Raw genomic sequence first — 16,705 nt, forward strand, 5'->3', positions numbered from 1 at the left:
CCCCCGCAGCCTATTTGCGCAGGCCGCGGGGGTGTTTTGCGCCCCAGAGAGGATTCGAACCTCCGACACCGGCTTTAGGAGAGCCGTGCTCTATCCCCTGAGCTACTGGGGCAACTCGACTAACAGTACCGCAGGACAGAAGTGATGCCAAAGTCGCGGGCGCCCGCGACGGCATCGCTATTTGCCCGGGTGCTAGGCCTCTTCGCCGGTCAGTTCGCGCAGCTTCGCGCGAACAGCGGACGCGGCAGGGTTGGTCGCGTGCGTGCCGTCAGAATAGAGGACGGTGGGGACGACGCGGTTGCCGTCGTTGACGGACTCGACCCACGCGGCGGCGTCCTTGGCGCCTTCGGCTTCGACGTCAACGACGTCGTAAGGGGTTTCGGTACGGTCGAGGCGCTCGCGAAGCTTCTTGCAGAACGGGCACCAATCGGTTGCGAAGATGGTGACGTGGGAAGAGGTTTCGGGAGTGGTCATGATTTTGGGCCTAACCTTTCGAGGCGTTGGTGCTTGAAACGGGTGCCATTGGCGGAGGTTTGCCACGGTCCATCAGAAACGATAGCGAAGTCATCAGTGACGCGGGGCGCGCGGACGGCGGACGCTCCGAGCTTGTCTGCGACGTGGACATCGACGATCGTGCGTTCAATGACGTCTACTTCGTCGATGGTTGCTTCGTAAATCTGGCCACCGCCGATGATCCAGGCGGACGTCTTCAAATCTGGGATGTCGCGGGACACGAAGGCGCCGTCGGACCACTCGCCGGGCTCGCGCGAGGACAACACATGGTTTGTCCTGCCCGGCAGCGGCTTGATGGGGAGGTGGTCCCAAGTCTTGCGCCCCATGATGATCGGGTGGCCCAGCGTGATCTCCTTGAAGTGGCGCAGGTCCTCAGGCAGGTGCCAGGGCATGCCCACGCCGTCGCCGATGATGCCGTCGATGCTTTCGGCCCAGATCGCGCCCAGCATTAGACGGACACCTGCGCTTTGATCGTCGGGTGCGGGTCGTAGCCGACGACTTCGATGTCGGAGAAGTCGTAGTCAAAGAGCGACTCTGCCTTCCGCAGCTTGAGCTGCGGGTAGGGGCGAGGCTCGCGGGAGAGCTGCTCGCGCACCTGGTCGAAGTGATTGTTGTAAATGTGGCAGTCGCCGCCGGTCCAGATGAGTTCGCCGACCTCGAGACCTGCCTGCTGTGCAAACATGTGCGCGAGCAGCGCGTAGGAGGCGATGTTAAACGGCACGCCCAGGAACATGTCGGCGGAGCGCTGGTACACCTGCAGGCTCAGCTTGCCGTCAGCTACATACAGCTGGAACAGCAGGTGACACGGCAGCAGCGCCATGTGCTCGAGCTCGGAGACGTTCCACGCGGACACCAGGTTGCGGCGCGAATTGGGGTCGTCCTTCAAAAGCTCGAGCGCCCGTGAAATCTGGTCGACGTGCTGCCCATCGGGGGTGGGCCAGGAACGCCACTGCACGCCGTAGACAGGGCCGAGCTCGCCATTTTCGTCGGCCCACTCGTTCCAGATGCGCACGCCGTGTTCCTGCAGCCAGGTCACGTTGGAGTCGCCGCGGAGGAACCACAGCAGCTCGCCCACGACGCCCTTGAAGTACACCTTCTTGGTGGTCAGCAGGGGGAAGGACTCGGAAAGGTCGTAGCGCAGCTGGCGGCCGAAGACGCTTCGCGTGCCGGTGCCGGTGCGGTCGCCCTTATCGGTGCCGTTTTCCAGGACGTCGCGCAGGAGGTCTTCGTACGGAGTCACCAGGCTCACTTCGCGACGACCCCTTCGAAGGAGCCGTGCTCGTCGTAGTACTTCGCGCAGGCTTCCAGGATGTCGTCGGCAAGCTCCGGACGGCAGATGAGCAGGTCCGGGATGTAGGTGTCCTTGTTGTTGTACTTCAGCGGCGAGCCGTCGAGGCGCGAGCAGTGCAGGCCCGCAGCCATGGACACACCAACTGGTGCTGCCTGGTCCCACTCGTACTGGCCGCCGGCGTGTACGTAGGCGTCGAAGTCACCGAGCAGGACGTGCATTGCCTTCGCGCCTGCGGAGCCGACCGGGCTGGTCTCGAAGCCGAGGGCGTCAGCAACGAACGGGGCGATCGCCGGCGGGCGGTTGCGCGACATAGCGATCTTCTTTGCGAACGGCCCCGAGACGTGGCGCACGTCGGAAGACTTGAAGACGACGCCAAGGTCCGGCAGACCTACCGCCGCGTGGGTCGGGACGCCGTCTTCGACGAGCGCGATGTGCACGGCCCAGTCCTGGCGGCCGGTTGCGAACTCCTTGGTGCCGTCGAGTGGGTCAACGATCCAGACGCGGTTGTTGCTGAGACGGGAGTGGTCGTCGGCTGCCTCTTCGGACAGAAATGCATCGCCCGGGCGGTGCTGCTCAAGCACGCGCGCGATCCAGTTCTGTGCGAGGTCATCGCCGGCTTCTCCAAGTTCACGTCCGCGGAGAAGGCCAACACCGCGAATACCCTTGAGGATCTCGCCGGTGCCTTGCGCGATTAAGTTTGTCAGCCGAGAGTCTGAATACTGAGCAGTCATGGCTTCGACTTTAGCGCGAAACCAGCCAAAGGAACCATTTCTTTTCGCCTGCCTGCACTATCTGTATTCTGGCGGGCATGGCCAAAGGAATCCTCGAACGCTTCAAACCGCAGGTGGCGACCTGGTTTGAAGAAGTATTCGAGGCGCCAACGCCGGTGCAGGAGCAGGCGTGGGCCACGATTTCCGACGGCGGCAACGCCCTGGTGGTAGCGCCTACCGGCTCCGGTAAGACGTTGGCGGCCTTTTTGTGGTCGCTGAATTCGCTCGTGGAACGCGACGGGCAGCAGGCCCTGCCAATCGACGGGGCGAACACCAGCAGCCACGGCGGCGTGCACACCTTATATATCTCGCCGCTGAAAGCCCTTGGTGTGGACGTCGAAAATAACCTGCGGGCCCCGCTCGGCGGGATTGGGCGCGTGGCGCAGCGCATGGGGCTGGACATGCCGGATGTGTCGGTGGCGGTGCGCTCGGGCGACACCCCGCAAGCGGAGCGGTCCCGCCAGGTGCGCAAGCCGCCGGACATCCTGATCACCACGCCTGAGTCGCTGTATTTGATGCTGACGTCGAAGGCCGCGGGCATCCTGCGGACCGTGGACACCGTAATCGTGGACGAGATTCACGCGCTCGCGGGCACGAAGCGCGGCGTGCACCTGGCACTGTCGCTGGAGCGGCTCGGCCGCCTCGCGGGGGACTTTCAGCGCATCGGGTTGTCTGCGACGGTGCGCCCGCTGGAGGCCGTGGCGGACTTCCTCGGGCCTCGCACGACGATCATCCAGTCGCCGGGGGAGAAGCGCTGGGACCTCGCGGTGCGGGTGCCGGTGGCCGATATGAGTGACCTGCCGGTGCCGGAGGAGGCGTCGACAATTGGGGACGCCATCGTCGACGACGCCCTGGACTTCGGCGGGGAGACCGCGGCGCTGATGCCACCGGCGCCGAAGTCGATTTGGCCGCACATCGCGGAATCGGTGTACCAGGAGGTCATGGCGCACCGCTCGACGATCGTCTTCGTGAACTCGCGGCGCACGGCAGAGCGGCTCACCAGCCAACTCAACGAGCTGTGGGCCAAAGAGCACGACCCCGAAGCGCTCAGCCCTGCTACTCGACGCCCCCCTGCACAGCTAGGCAAAGGGGTCGACCTCGCGGGGGAGGCGGCGCCCGTGATCGCGCGGGCGCACCACGGCAGCGTGTCCAAAGATGAGCGGGCCACGACGGAAACGATGCTGAAAGAGGGCACGCTCAAAGCGGTCGTGTCGACGTCCTCGCTGGAACTCGGCATCGATATGGGGGCGGTGGAGCTGGTGATCCAGGTGGAGTCGCCGCCGTCGGTCGCCTCCGGGCTGCAGCGCGTCGGGCGTGCCGGGCACACGGTAGGCGCGATCTCGCACGGCTCGTTCTATCCGAAGCACCGCTCCGACCTGGTGCAAACGGCCGTGACCGTGCCGCGGATGCGCGACGGGCTCATCGAGGAGCTGCGCACGCCACGTTCCCCGCTGGACGTGCTCGCCCAGCAGACGGTGGCCGCGGTGGCAGTCGAGGACCTCGAGCTCGATGACTGGTACGAGACCGTCACCCGCGCCTGGCCCTACCGGTCACTCGACCGGGATGTCTTTAACGCCGTCATCGACCTGGTCACCGGGGTGTACCCATCAACGGACTTCGCGGAGCTCAAGCCGCGCGCCTGGCTCGACGGCACCGTGCTCAAGGCGTTGCAGGGCGCGCAGCGCGTCGCGGTCACCAACGCAGGCACCATCCCGGACCGAGGCATGTTCGGCGTGTTCCTCGTCGGCTCCGAGGCGGAGGGAGGGGCGCCGCGCCGCGTCGGTGAGCTCGACGAGGAAATGGTTTACGAGTCCCGCGTCGGCGACGTGTTCACGCTCGGGGCGACGAGCTGGCGCATCGAAAACATCACGCGCGACCAAGTGCAGGTCTCGCCTGCGCCGGGGCATACTGGCAGGCTGCCGTTTTGGTCGGGAGAGGGCGTCGGGCGCCCGTACGAACTCGGCAAGGCGCTCGGCGCGTTCAGGAGGGAGGTGCGCGGCGGAGCGGGCGTCGATAATTCGCTCGATGCGTACGCGCGCGACAATCTGCGGGCCTACCTCGAGGAGCAAGAGGAAGCCACCGGCGTGCTGCCGGACGAGACGACGCTGGTGCTCGAGCGCTTCACCGACGAGCTTGGGGACTGGCGCGTGGTGCTGCACACGCCATTCGGCAAGGGTGTGAACGCCGCGTGGGCGCTGGCTGCCGGGTGGCGGATCGCGCAGGAGACCGGGATGGACGCCCAGGCCGTGGCTGGCGACGACGGCATCGTCCTGCGCCTGCCCCAAGGCGACCACGAGCCCTCCGGGGCCCTGTTCCAATTCGACGCCGACGAGATCACCGACATCGTCACCGAGCAGGTGGGAAACTCCGCTCTGTTCGCCTCCCGGTTCCGCGAGTGCGCCGCCCGCGCCCTGCTGCTGCCGCGCCGCAACCCCGGCAAGCGCGCGCCCCTGTGGCAGCAGCGCCAGCGCGCCGAGCAGTTGTTGGATGTGGCCCGGAATTACCCGTCGTTTCCGATCATCCTGGAAACGGTGCGCGAGTGCCTCCAGGACGTCTACGACCTGCCTGCCCTGCAAGAAGTGATCCGTGACCTGCAGACGCGCCGGGTCCGCATCGCGGAGGTGACCACGCAGCAGCCGAGCCCGTTCGCCTCCTCGCTGCTGTTCAACTACACGGGCGCGTTCATGTACGAGGGCGACACTCCGCTCGCGGAGAAGCGGGCGGCGGCACTCGCGCTGGACCCGTCACTGCTAGCCAAACTGTTGGGCACCGTGGAGCTGCGCGAGCTGTTGGACCCAGAGGTGATCGCCGAGGTCGACGCGTCGCTGCGCCGGGTCGGCCGCGCCGAGACACCGGAGCAGTTCGCCGACACCCTGCGCCTGACCGGCCCGGTGCCTGTGGACGAGCTCGCGGTGTACACCTCGGTGCCGCTCGCGGGGGTGGAGGCGTCGCTCGGGCCACGCGTGATGCGGGTGCGCATCGGCGGCAGGGAACACGTTGCGCAGGCGCTCGACGCCCCACTGCTGCGCGATGGCCTTGGCGTGCCGGTCCCTCCCGGGGTGGCAGCGCAGGTGGCCACCATCCCCGATGCGCTCTCCCAGCTCGTGCGTCGCTGGGTGCGCACCCGCGGCCCCTTCACGCTGCGCGCGCTTGCCGATGCCTTCGGGCTCGCGCTCGGCGCTGCCTACACGGTGCTCCAACCGCTTGTCGACGCCAACTCCGTCATCGAGGGGCGCTTCCGCCAAGGCGTCGACGACCAGGAGTACGTCGCGCACGAGGTCCTGCGCGTGATCCGTTCCCGCTCCTTGGCGGTCGCGCGGGCGCAAGCCCGGCCGGTGTCTTCGTCGGCGTACGGGCGTTTCCTGCCAGCGTGGAGTAACGTCGCCGCGGCGGGAACGGTGCCTCCCTTACGCGGCGCCGACGGGGTGTACTCCGTCATCGAGCAGCTCGCGGGCGTGCGGCTGCCGGCCTCTGCGTGGGAGTCCCACATCTTGCCGTCGCGAGTGGGGGACTACTCGCCGATCATGTTGGATGAGCTGACTGCCTCCGGCGAGGTCATCATTGTGGGCGCTGGGTCGGCGGGGGCGAACGACCCGTGGATCATGCTGCTGCCGAGTGACTACGCCGCGCAGCTCTTGCCGCAAGTCGACCCGCCGTTGCTCTCGCTCACGCAGCAGCACATCATGGACACGCTCGCAGCAGGTGGAGGCTACCTGTTCAGCGACCTGCTCACGCCAGCGACGACTGCCGAAGAGCTACGCGAATCCATGTGGGACCTTGTCGAGGCCGGCCACGTTTCACCGGATTCCTTCGCGCCGCTGCGCGCACGCCTTGCCGGTGGTAAGGCCGCGCACCGCGCGAAGCGGCGACCGTCCCGCTCCCGCATCCGCTCCGGCAGGACCTCGTTTACGCAAACCGCCCCGCCAGACATGTTGGGACGCTGGGCCGCCACCCCGCAGCCCGACACCGACCCGACCCGGCGCTCGCTCGCGCTTGGGGAGGCGTGGCTGGACCGCTACGGGGTGGTGACCAAGGGCGCCGTCGTCGCAGAGAATGTCATCGGCGGCTTCGCGTTGGCGTACAAGGTGCTCTCCGGGTTCGAGGACTCCGGCAAGGCGCTGCGCGGCTACCTCATCGAGGGGCTTGGCGCAGCGCAGTTCTCCACCCCTGCGACGATTGATCGGCTGCGTGGCCAGCAGGACAGCGACGACGTCGCCGGTTGGCCATCGGGTGCGCGTGAGCCAAAGGTGTACGTGCTCGCCGCCACCGACCCGGCCAACCCCTACGGGGCCGCGCTGCCGTGGCCCGTGACCGGCCCGACCAGATCGGCAGGCGCGATGGTGGTGCTCGTGGACGGGCTGTTGGCGGCCCACGTCACCCGTGGCGGCAAGAAGCTCACCACCTTCTTCGAGACCTTCCCGGAAGGCATCGAAGATCCGCTACCACTTGTCATCGACGCACTATCGGATGCCGTCGCCGCCGGGAGGATGCGCCCGCTCAACGTCGAAACCGTCAACGGCGAGCCCGCGTTCCGGCTCCGCGATCTTGGCGTGGCGGTGACGCACAAGGGCGTAAGAATCGGAGGCAAGCAGGCCGCGCCTCCGAAGCGGCGCGGGCGCAGCATGACGGAGGCCCTAGGGGATCTGGACGGGCTCTCCTTCGACGATTAGTGTTTCGGCTGGGTTTAGGGTCGCAGTATCACGCGAGGCACCGGCCGGTGAGTAGTCCCCGGTGGCCCTGCCCGCATCGCCCGTTTGTTCCGGATCCGATTCACCGCCGAGTGCATGGCGGGGTCCGAGGTGTTGGTGTGGCGGGTGCCGTCGGCCTTGACCAACAACGCGGTGCCGGTGGTGGAGTCGTAGTCCATGTAGCCCTTGTTGAAGGAGCCGTCCCGGTGGTCGTTGTTGCACCGGTGGTGGGTGGGGCACAGGCCGGTGAGGTTGGTGATGTCGGTGCCGCCGTGGCGCAGCCAGGAAATGATGTGGTGGGCTTCGCACTCGCTCATTGCGGTGGTGCAGCCGGCCCAGGAGCACACGCCCTGGATAGCAAACATGGCGATGCGTTGCCCAACAGAGGCGAGCCGCTTGGACCTGCCTAGGTGCAACGGCACGCCGGTGAGTTCGTCGACGGTGAGCAGGAAGTCAGACGTGCCATCCATGCCGAGGCGCACGAGTTCGAAGGCGTCCAGCTCCACGCCGACGTTGGTTTGGAACAGTGTGGTGGCGTCGGCGTCGGCGAGGTCGTCGAGCGTTACTGAGACCACCACGGAGGCGGCGCCACCGTTGGTGGTCTGCTCGCCGTGCTCGTATTGGCGCATGATGGCCATGAACTGGTCGTAGCGGCGCTGGCCACGGGTGCGAGGATCGCGGTCCTGCTGGCGATCGGGCGGGATATTGGAGTTTGGCGCAAGCCCCTTGTCAGTCAGCGCCTTGTAGAGCGCGTAATCGCCTGCTGTCATGTCCAGGCGCACGTGGTAGGTGCCATCGGAGTTCTCCTTGCCCAGGGTGGCCTCGCGCTTCTCAAAGCCCGCGTTGGGGTTCTTCTTCGCGTGTGGCCGGTTCGCCTTATCCACGAGGCGCTTGACCGTGAGGCGCAGGTCCTGCTCGTCTCGGGTCTTCGCTTCCTCCATGGCGTGGGCGTAAATGCTCATGTGCTCGCCCTCGGCGGCCTTGAGTAGCCTGTCGGTCTCGCGCCGGATGATGTCCTGCTTGGCCGCGGGAACCGCGTCGGCGTGGCGGCGAGCTTGGACCTGGTCTTTACGACGCCGCTCCGCCTCCTCCACATCGAGCAGGCCGCCACGGTCCGGCTCCGTCACCGGAGCGAACATCGCCTTGGCGCGCGCGAGCCGGTTATATGCCTCACCCTTGGAGATGCCCAACTTCTCCATGAGGTAGGTATCCGGGTAGTTGGCGCCGACGAGTTTGCCGGCGTCGGCGATAGCGCAGACCTGCGCGAAGGCGGCATCGATGTAGGCCTTCTTGTCCATCGCGTGTTCGAGGCGTGCGATGTCTTCGGCGATGGCGGAAAGGCGGAGGGAGGAGGGGTCGTCGAAAAGCATGCGTAGCTGCGTCAGGCCGTTAATGACCTGGTCAACGAGCTTGGTCACGTCGTTCATGTCCCCTCCTTCAAGTAGCTAAGGGCGACTATACAGACGTGTCGGACTTGAAAAAATGAGATTCGAACAAAGATTCTAAAGCAGTTGCTTGACCAGGTGTGCTGCCGCGGCCAGGCCGATGCGCGGGTTCGCCACGCGCACGTCTTTCACGGCGCGAACAAACTCGGCTTCGGGGTCGGTGCCGGTCTCTGCCAGCACACCCCGCGCCCACTCGGTGGCGGCATCCATGTCGGGGAAGAACCCGACGAGCGACTCCTCCGGCGTGGGGCCGTAGTTGAAAAGGTTTTGTAAGAAGCGGAACATGGATACCACTATGCCTGAAGGGGATTCCGTCTATCAGCTGTCGAAGCGCCTGCAGTGGATGCAACACCGTGAAGTCACTGCCACGAGTGTTCGCGTGCCGCGCTTCGCCACCGTCGATTTCACCGGCATGACCTGCGAGCGCGTCTGGCCCTACGGCAAGCACCTCTTCATGGAGTTTTCCCGCGAAGGCCACGAATCACAAGTGCTACACACGCACCTCAAGATGGAAGGCACATGGGCGATCCATCGTGCGGGCACCCGCTGGCGCAAGCCCGGCCACACCGCCCGGGTGGTGCTGCGCCTCGCGGACGCGCCGAAGCCTGATATCGAGCTCGTCGGACACTCGCTGGGCCTCGTCGATGTGTTCCCCGCGCGCGAGTACCCGCAGCGGATGGGCTACCTGGGCCCGGACATGCTGGCACGCGACTTCGACCAGGAAGAGGTCGTGCGCAGGATCAGTGAGCACCCGCACCTCGAAATGGGGCGCGCGCTGCTCAACCAGCGTTTCGTCGCGGGCATCGGCAATGAGTACCGCGCAGAAATTCACTTCATCGCTGGTACGCATCCGGCACGCAAGGTGGGGGAGGTGGACGTCGAAAAGCATGTGGCGATCGCGCGGCGCCTCATGTGGGCAAACAAAGACTCCCCGGTGCGAGTGACCACGGGGATCAAACGCGCCGGGGAGACCAGCTACGTATTTGGAAGGAACAACAAGCCGTGTCGGCGGTGTGGCACGCTCATCGAGAAAGGATTCCTCGGGGGAGCGGGCGACTTAGAACGAGTTATTTGGTGGTGCCCTCAGTGCCAGCCGCCTTCTCCTTCATGGAGCGGCGAATGAAGTACGCCAGGAAGCCGAGCATGATCAGGATCAGCAGGACGTAGACCACGGTCGAGTACGTATCCACGTAATGGGAGACCGTCTCCCAGCTTTCGCCGAGGTACATGCCGAGCGTGATCAGGATTGCGTTCCAGATTGCGGAGCCGAGCCCGGTCCACAGGGCGAACATCGCGAGGTTCATGCGGTCCAGGCCTGCAGGAATCGAGATGAGGGAGCGCACCCCCGGAATCAGGCGGCCGAAGAAGACCGAGGATCGGCCGTGCTTATCAAACCACTCGAGGGACTTATCGACGTCCGAAGCCTTCACCAACCACATCCAGTCAGCGATCGCGCGCAGGCGCTCGGCGCCCAGCCAGGCACCGAGGCCGTAAAGGAAAAACGCGCCCGCGACGGACCCCATCACCGACCAGATGAACACCGCCGGGTAACTCAGCGAGCCCTGCGCGACCGTGAAGCCGGCCAGCGGCAGCACTACCTCGGAGGGGATCGGTGGGAAGACGTTCTCCAGGAAAATTGCTATCCCGACGCCGGGGGCGCCGAGAAGCTCCATCAGGTTGACAATCCAGTCGATGATGGCTTGCACGTTCACTCCTTAGTTGTAGGTAAAACAACTGCCTATCTTGCCCTACTAAGGAGTGATGCACCAAGCGCTAGCGACGGTTTTCGCGGTACCAGCCAATCAGTGCGTCGGTGGAGGCATCGCCGGTTGCTGGAGTTTCTTCGCCCGCGACTGCCTTGGCCAGGTCGTTTGCCTGCTGCTTGCCGAGCTCAACGCCCCACTGGTCAAACGAGTTGATGTCCCAAATCACACCCTCGGTGAACACGATGTGCTCGTAGAGCGCGATGAGTGCGCCGAGCGTGAACGGGGTCAGCTCCTCGGCCAGGATGGTCGTGGTCGGACGGTTGCCTGGCATGACCTTGTGCGGGGCCAGCGTGGCGTCGACGCCCTCGGCCTCGATGGCGGCCTGGTCCTTGCCGAACGCGAGCACCTTCGTCTGTGCGAAGAAGTTGCCCATCAGCAGGTCGTGCATGGAGCCTTCGCCGGTCATGGTCGGGAAGTCTTCCTTCGGGGTGGCGAAGCCGATGAAGTCCGCCGGCACGAGCGAGGTGCCCTGGTGCAGCAGCTGGAAGAATGCGTGCTGGCCGTTCGTGCCTGGCTCGCCCCAGAAAATCTCGCCGGTGTTGTAGGTCACCGCGGTGCCGTCGTGGCGCACGGACTTGCCGTTGGACTCCATGGTCAGCTGCTGCAGGTAGGCAGGGAAGCGGGAAAGGTCCTCGGAGTAGGGCAGGACGGCGTGCGTCTCGGCGTTGTAGAAGTTGCGGTACCAGACGTTGAGCAGGCCCATCAGCACCGGCACGTTCTGGGAGAACTCGGTGGTGCGGAAGTGCTCATCCATGGCGTGGAAGCCCTCGAGCATGCGCATGAAGTCCATCGGTCCGATGACGGCCATCAGGCTCAGGCCAATCGCGGAGTCCATGGAGTAGCGGCCGCCGACCCAGTTCCAGAACGGGAACATGTTCGCGGTATCGATGCCGAACTCGGCGACCTTTTCCGCGTTCGTAGACACTGCGACGAAGTGCTTCGCCACAGCGGAGGCGTCGCCGTCGAACTGCTCGATGAGCCAGCGCTTCGCCACGTGTGCGTTGGTTAGGGTCTCCTGGGTGGTGAACGTCTTCGATGCGATGACGAACAGCGTCTCTTCAGGGTTGCAACGGTCGAGGACTGCGGCGATGTCCGCCGGGTCGACGTTGGAGACGAACTCTGCGGTAATGCCCGCGGTTGCGTAGGCGCGCAGCGCCTTGGTTGCCATCGCAGGGCCCAGGTCCGAACCACCAATACCAATGTTGACGATCTTCTTAATGGTGTGTCCGGTGTGGCCCAGCCATTCGCCGGAACGCAGCGCCGATGCGAAGTCACGCATCCGGCCCAGCACCTCATGCACGTCCGCCGCTACGTCTTGGCCGTCGACCTCAAGGTTGGCCTCTACCGGAAGGCGCAGTGCCGTGTGCAGCACCGCGCGGTCCTCGGTGTCGTTGATGTGCTCGCCCGCGAACATCGCGTCGATCTTGGTGCGAAGCTGTGCGGTATCTGCGAGGGAGACGAGCGCATCGACGACGTCGGCGTCGATAAGCTGCTTGGAAAGGTCAACGTGCAGCCCTGCTGCGTCGAAGGTGAGCTTCTTCGCTCGGTCTGCGTCGCGGTCGAAGAGCTCGCGCAGGGTCGTATCAGCCTTGGAGGCGTGGAGCTTTTCCAAGTTAGACCAGGCTGGCGTGGCGGTGATATCGGACATAGTTCCTCCTTGAAACGGATGGTTGTCTGCCTTGATATGGTACTACGAAAGTTGGGGAGTGCGTTGTTGGGGCTAGCCCAGCTTTCCGCGTCCCAGGCGCAGCAAGATATTTGCCAGCGCCGGGCCTTCCTCCCCAAGCTCATCGCGGAATTGGTTAATGATCGCGACCTCGCGGGTGTGCACAAGCTTCGTGCCGCCCGACCCCATCCGCGTCTTGCCGATCGCCTTCGACACCTTGGTGCGACGCTTAATCGCGTCCAAAATCACACGGTCGAGGCGGTCAATCTCTTTGCGGTACTGCTGGATCTCCGCATCGGAGAGCGGATCGTCCGTCCCGGACGGCATGCGGATTTCGAAGTCACTCATGGTTGCTCATTATGCCACTGCTCCAGCGGTTGTGTCCGGGGTGTGAGTTAGGGTGTGTGACATGAATGATCTGACGCTAGGACTCAACCCCCAACAGGAAGCCGCCGTGCGCCACAGCGGCTCGCCTCTTCTAATTGTCGCGGGCGCTGGGTCCGGCAAAACCGCAGTGCTGACCAGGCGCATCGCTTTCTTGTTACAGGAGCGCGGTGTCGCACCCTGGCAGGTCCTGGCGATCACATTTACCAACAAGGCCGCCGCGGAGATGAAGGAGCGCGTCGCGGCGCTGATCGGGCCGCAGACCGAGCGGATGTGGGTGGCAACCTTTCACTCGATCTGCGTGCGGATCCTTCGCCAGCAGGCCCAACTCGTCCCCGGGCTGAACACGAACTTCAGTATCTATGATGCCGACGATTCCCGCCGGCTGCTCTCGATGATTGCTAAAGAGAACAATCTCGACCTGAAGAAGTTTTCACCCCGGGTGCTCGCGAACGCGATCTCGAACCTCAAGAACGAGCTCATCGACGAACAGCAGGCGGCCGACGACGCGCAGCGCACCCACAACCCATTCGATTCCACTATGGCCAAGGTGTTTGTTGAGTATCAGCGCCGCCTGCGCGCCGCGAACGCTGTCGACTTCGACGACCTCATCGGGGAGGTCGTGCGGATTTTTAAGGAGCACCCGCAGGTTGCGGATTATTATCGACGCCGCTTCCGCCACGTACTCGTGGACGAGTACCAGGACACGAACCATGCGCAGTACGAACTCATCCACACCCTGGTGGGCAAGGGGCCTGAGGCTTCTGAGCTTGCCGTAGTTGGCGACTCCGACCAGTCGATTTACGCGTTCCGTGGCGCGACGATCCGCAACATCGAGGAGTTTGAGCGCGACTACCCCGACGCAACCACCATCGTGCTGGAGCAGAACTACCGCTCGACGCAAACCATCTTGGACGCTGCCAACGCGGTGATTTCCCAGAACACCGGTCGGCGCCCGAAGAAGCTGTGGACGGACCACGGCACCGGCGACCAGATCGTCGGCTACGTCGCGGACAACGAGCACGACGAGGCTCGGTTTATCGCTGGCGAGATCGACCGGCTCACAGACAGTGGAGTGCCCTACTCCGACATCGCGATCATGTACCGCACCAACAATGCATCGCGTGCGTTGGAAGACATCTTCATTCGCACCGGGATCCCGTACAAGGTGGTAGGCGGCACGCGCTTCTATGAGCGCAAAGAGGTTCGCGATATCGTGGCCTACCTCAAGGCGCTAGAAAACCCGGACGATACGGTCAGCCTGCGCAGGATTATTAACGAGCCAAAGCGTGCCATCGGGGATAAGGCGCAGTCCACGGTGGCGCTGTACGCGCAGACCTACTCGGTGAGCTTCGGCCAAGCGTTGCGGGTGGCGGCCGATGGCGGCATTGACGCACTGGGTACGCGCGCGAAGAACGCCATCAATGGTTTTGTCACCATGATGGATGAATTGCGCGAGGAAATGGCAGCGGACCAGCGAGAAGAGGCTGGCAACAGTGACCTCGGGGAGCTGGTCTCCACGATTCTGGACGTCACCGGGTACAAAGCGCAGTTGGAGCAGTCGAACGACCCACAGGACGCGACGCGCTTGGATAACCTAAACGAGTTGGTGTCCGTCGCGCGTGAGTATTCCTCGGAGTCTGCACTGCAGCTGGCGTACCTCAGCGACGAGGAAATTTCGGAGATCTTCGACGAGGGTGAACCGCTGCCAGGAACCCTACAAGCCTTCCTGGAGAAAGTGGCGCTCGTCGCTGACGCCGATCAGCTTCCTGAGGACGATCAGGGCGTAGTCACGTTGATGACGCTGCACACCGCAAAGGGTCTTGAGTTCCCCGTCGTGTTTGTGACTGGGTGGGAAGACGGGCAGTTCCCGCACCTGCGCGCCTTGGGAGATCCGGCGGAGCTCGCCGAAGAGCGTCGCCTGGCGTATGTCGGCATCACCCGTGCGCGCAAGCGCCTTTACCTGACGCGCGCGATGTTGCGGTCCTCATGGGGGAGCCCGGTGACAAACCCGGCGAGCCGATTCCTTGGGGAGATTCCGCAGGAACTCATCGATTGGAAGCGTGAGGAGCCCACGTATTCTTCGGGCTCTTCGCACTCACCGTGGTCCACGGGTGGCCGTAGCCGCAGCAACGGGTTTGGACGGCCGCAGTCGCGCGGCGGTAGCAGCAGGACCAAGGTGAACAAGGACCTGCAACTAGCGGTCGGGGACCGGGTCAACCATGCAAAGTACGGCCTGGGTACCGTACTGGCCGTTGATGGCACGGGCGTGCGAGAAACCGTGACGATTGACTTTGGTTCCTCCGGGACGGTCCGACTGATGCTGATCGGCGGCGTCCCGATGGAGAAGCTCTAACTACTGGATGCGGATACCTGCCTGCGCGAACCACGGCACAGGGTCTACTGGTGTCACGCCATCTGGGTGGATCTCGAAGTGGAGGTGCGGGCCGGTGGAGAAGCCTTCGTTGCCGATCTGCGCGATCTGCTGGCCGGCCGTCACGCGTTGGCCGACGCTGACGTTGTAGACCGCCATGTGGCCGTAGACGGAGACCTCGCCGCCGTCGTGTTTGATCACGACCCAGTTGCCGAAGCCCTGGGCCGGGCCGGCGTTGATGACGGTGCCATCCATCACGGCGTAGATCGGGGAGCCGAGGTTGTTCGCAATATCGATGCCTTGGTGGACGGTGCCCCAGCGTGGGCCGAACCCGGACGTAAACGTCCCCGTTGCCGGGGTGACGACCGTGCGGCCATCGGCGGTGCGGCCACGCTGGTAGCGGACGCCACCGTTCGCACCTTCCTGCTGGAAGGAGAGACCGAGGTTTTCCTGAATGACGCGCGGGTCGTACACGAGTGAGTAGTCTCCGACGCGCAGGGTTGCACCGCTATCCAGAATCGTGTCTGCTGCTTGCGCAACAGCCTTCACGGCCTGATTGTGGTCAATCGGAGCGCCGTTCAGCGTGAGACCTACAGCGTTCGCAGGGGAAGCGGTGAGAGTGAGCATGGACGCAGTCGCGACGGCAAGTGCCGAAAGTACTGTGCGATTCATACGGAGAAGCAACCTTTTCTAAAAAATCCGGGTGGCCACGCTGCAGCCACATACAGCGAAAAAACTTAGTCACCTCCCGTGGGCTTAGCAATGCGTAACCGCAGGTAGGGAGGGAAAAGTATGTTCGAATGCTTCTAGAACAACCGCAAACTCGCTGGCTGGGCGCCCGTGACGAATGTGACAGATGGGAACAATGGTGCCAATGTGGTTTATGGCGGGGGTAGGTGACGGTACCCCCGGCTGGTGTGTCGAAAAAGAAAAAACCGCCGTGACTCATATATGAGCCACAGCGGTTTGAAGTTTTGGATTTAGAGCTGAATGCCACGCTCTGCGAGCCACGTCGCCGGGTCAACAGGAGTGTTGCCATCTGGGTGGATCTCGAAGTGCAGGTGTGAGCCGGTGGAGAAGCCCTGGCTACCCATACCGGCGATCAGTTCGCCAGCGTGCACAACCTGACCGACGGAAGCGTAGAGGGAATCCATGTGGCCATATACGGAGACGGAACCGTCCTCGTGGCGGATGCGGATCCAGTTGCCGTAGCCCTGTGCCGGGCCGGAGTCGATGACCGTGCCGTCCATGACTGCCAGGATTGGCGTGCCATTCACGTTGGCGATGTCGACGCCAGAGTGGAAGGAACCCCAGCGAGGGCCAAATCCGGAGGTGAACACGCCCTCAGCTGGCTTCACAACCAGCGGTGCGCGAGCGGCTTCATCGGCGCGTGCGACCTCCTCGGAATGTGCGACTGCCTTCACGAGCTGATCCGCAAGGTTCTCAACCGGCTTGTATTCCGCGATAGCGAGGATCTGTGGAGCAGCCTCATCGGTCAGTGCCGTGAGCTGGTCGGTATCTGCGGCGAGGGTGTAGCTGTCAGCTTGCTGGGAGCCATCGCCCTGAAGCGCAGCTGCGGCAGCGCCAGAGAGTCCAGCGGTGGAGACGGCGCCAGTGGCAACGGCAACCATTGCGACGCGACCCTTGTTAGGGGACTGCTTGCGGTGCTTGCCAGCTGATTTCGTTGAGTGGAGCATGGACCCTCTTTAGACTTCCCGTTGGTTACAGAACTGTAACGTTTGTAACCTTCCTGTTATCTACGAGAGGTAACTGTAATGAATCGAATGCGCTAAGGCAAGCTATAACCT

14 protein-coding genes and 1 tRNA gene are annotated in these 16,705 nt (G+C 64.1%); 3 read left to right on the top strand and 12 right to left on the bottom strand.

Annotated elements, in window-relative coordinates; all coding sequences use genetic code 11:
- Positions 1-39: 39 nt before the first annotated feature.
- From QP752_RS07020 to QP752_RS07040, 5 genes are all read right to left on the bottom strand, one after another.
- Positions 40-112: transfer RNA gene (locus QP752_RS07020), tRNA-Arg, on the bottom strand.
- 80 nt (positions 113-192) lie between these two features.
- On the bottom strand, positions 193-474 hold the full coding sequence (locus QP752_RS07025; RefSeq protein WP_256022063.1) for a mycoredoxin: 282 nt from the start codon (positions 472-474) through the stop codon (positions 193-195).
- Positions 471-962 (bottom strand): dihydrofolate reductase, encoded by a 492-nt coding sequence (locus QP752_RS07030; RefSeq protein ID WP_070976102.1) that lies wholly within the window; start codon positions 960-962, stop codon positions 471-473. Before QP752_RS07030 ends, QP752_RS07025 begins: the two co-directional genes overlap by 4 nt.
- A complete protein-coding gene (locus QP752_RS07035) occupies positions 962-1,762 on the bottom strand; it encodes a thymidylate synthase (protein WP_070362843.1) in 801 nt (266 codons plus the stop codon). The genes QP752_RS07030 and QP752_RS07035 overlap by 1 nt, the downstream gene beginning before the upstream one ends.
- Complete coding sequence (locus tag QP752_RS07040) at positions 1,759-2,535, bottom strand: 3'(2'),5'-bisphosphate nucleotidase CysQ (RefSeq protein ID WP_070362842.1); 777 nt, start codon at positions 2,533-2,535, stop codon at positions 1,759-1,761. Before QP752_RS07040 ends, QP752_RS07035 begins: the two co-directional genes overlap by 4 nt.
- 77 nt (positions 2,536-2,612) lie before the next feature.
- On the opposite strand from QP752_RS07040, the gene QP752_RS07045 reads away from it, so the two are divergent.
- Positions 2,613-7,244: an ATP-dependent helicase gene (locus QP752_RS07045; RefSeq protein ID WP_284805073.1), complete on the top strand. Its 4,632-nt coding sequence runs from the start codon at positions 2,613-2,615 to the stop codon at positions 7,242-7,244.
- 14 nt (positions 7,245-7,258) lie between these two features.
- Here QP752_RS07045 and QP752_RS07050 read toward each other — a convergent pair whose 3' ends face one another.
- The gene (locus QP752_RS07050; RefSeq protein WP_284805075.1) at positions 7,259-8,689 is read right to left on the bottom strand and encodes an HNH endonuclease signature motif containing protein; all 1,431 of its coding nucleotides are present in this window, start codon (positions 8,687-8,689) and stop codon (positions 7,259-7,261) included.
- A 75-nt stretch (positions 8,690-8,764) separates the two neighbouring features.
- Positions 8,765-8,992 carry a hypothetical protein gene (locus tag QP752_RS07055; RefSeq protein WP_070362839.1) on the bottom strand — a complete coding sequence of 76 codons (228 nt, stop codon included), beginning with the start codon at positions 8,990-8,992 and terminating at the stop codon, positions 8,765-8,767.
- A 10-nt stretch (positions 8,993-9,002) separates the two neighbouring features.
- Here QP752_RS07055 and QP752_RS07060 point away from each other — a divergent pair, with 10 nt between their 5' ends.
- Positions 9,003-9,830, top strand: a complete 828-nt coding sequence (locus tag QP752_RS07060) for a DNA-formamidopyrimidine glycosylase family protein (RefSeq protein ID WP_070363557.1) — start codon at positions 9,003-9,005, stop codon at positions 9,828-9,830.
- Here QP752_RS07060 and QP752_RS07065 read toward each other — a convergent pair.
- The 3 genes from QP752_RS07065 to QP752_RS07075 all read right to left on the bottom strand — a co-directional run bounded on the left by QP752_RS07065 (position 9,775) and on the right by QP752_RS07075 (position 12,487).
- On the bottom strand, positions 9,775-10,413 hold the full coding sequence (locus QP752_RS07065) for a DedA family protein (protein WP_141742262.1): 639 nt from the start codon (positions 10,411-10,413) through the stop codon (positions 9,775-9,777). The two genes, QP752_RS07060 and QP752_RS07065, sit on opposite strands and share 56 nt — an antisense overlap.
- Positions 10,414-10,480: 67 nt before the next feature.
- On the bottom strand, positions 10,481-12,121 hold the full coding sequence (gene pgi, locus QP752_RS07070; protein ID WP_284805079.1) for a glucose-6-phosphate isomerase: 1,641 nt from the start codon (positions 12,119-12,121) through the stop codon (positions 10,481-10,483).
- Between the two features lie 72 nt (positions 12,122-12,193).
- Entirely contained in the window at positions 12,194-12,487 is a 294-nt protein-coding gene (locus tag QP752_RS07075) for a chorismate mutase (RefSeq protein WP_070362837.1), read from the bottom strand.
- Positions 12,488-12,548: 61 nt separating this feature from the next.
- On the opposite strand from QP752_RS07075, the gene pcrA reads away from it, so the two are divergent.
- Positions 12,549-14,879: a DNA helicase PcrA gene (pcrA, locus tag QP752_RS07080; protein ID WP_284805081.1), complete on the top strand. Its 2,331-nt coding sequence runs from the start codon at positions 12,549-12,551 to the stop codon at positions 14,877-14,879.
- Here the strand turns inward: pcrA and QP752_RS07085 are convergent, their stop codons facing one another.
- Together QP752_RS07085 and QP752_RS07090 are read right to left on the bottom strand one after the other, a co-directional pair.
- Positions 14,880-15,569, bottom strand: a complete 690-nt coding sequence (locus QP752_RS07085) for a M23 family metallopeptidase (RefSeq protein ID WP_070976111.1) — start codon at positions 15,567-15,569, stop codon at positions 14,880-14,882.
- 308 nt (positions 15,570-15,877) lie between these two features.
- The gene (locus QP752_RS07090; RefSeq protein WP_256041772.1) at positions 15,878-16,594 is read right to left on the bottom strand and encodes a M23 family metallopeptidase; all 717 of its coding nucleotides are present in this window, start codon (positions 16,592-16,594) and stop codon (positions 15,878-15,880) included.
- Positions 16,595-16,705 lie beyond the last annotated feature (111 nt).

The sequence above is a fragment of the Corynebacterium sp. UMB10321 genome (genome assembly GCF_030228725.1).
Classification (GTDB): Bacteria; Actinomycetota; Actinomycetes; order Mycobacteriales; family Mycobacteriaceae; genus Corynebacterium; species Corynebacterium pseudogenitalium.